The sequence below is a fragment of the Mesorhizobium sp. M2E.F.Ca.ET.209.01.1.1 genome (genome assembly GCF_004010375.2).
In the GTDB taxonomy this organism is placed as follows: Bacteria; Pseudomonadota; Alphaproteobacteria; order Rhizobiales; family Rhizobiaceae; genus Mesorhizobium.
On the sequence record NZ_SADP02000746.1, the window covers coordinates 1 to 325 of the forward strand.

The 325-nt window shown below is 63.7% G+C and carries 1 protein-coding gene; it reads right to left on the reverse strand.

The features are described from left to right. Window positions 1-325 (reverse strand): hypothetical protein (locus EN852_RS41435; protein WP_210238319.1); only part of this gene is annotated, 325 nt, incomplete at both ends.

A 325-nucleotide genomic window follows, 5' to 3' on the forward strand; every position in this document is an offset into this window, starting at 1 on the left:
CTGCACCGTCCAGTTTCGCCAGTCCTCGGCGAGATCGATCGTGCCGTGAAGGATGCGCTCCGGCGCGTCGCCCCGGCGCGTGTAATAGACCCGCAGCCAGCGGCCGGATTTCTGCAGTGCCAGATGCCGTGGGGTCGGACGGCCCTTTACGGGAGGCAGGATAACCGGGCCTTGTTCGAAATCGGAGATGCCGGTCCCGGAACGGAAGACGGTGACGGTGCTCGTCCCCAGAAAACCGTACCACCACTGGTCATGGTGAAAGAAGCGCGCATAGGAAGGCCCAAGCGGCTCGGGTAGCGGATTGAAATGAAGGCCGTCAGCGGAC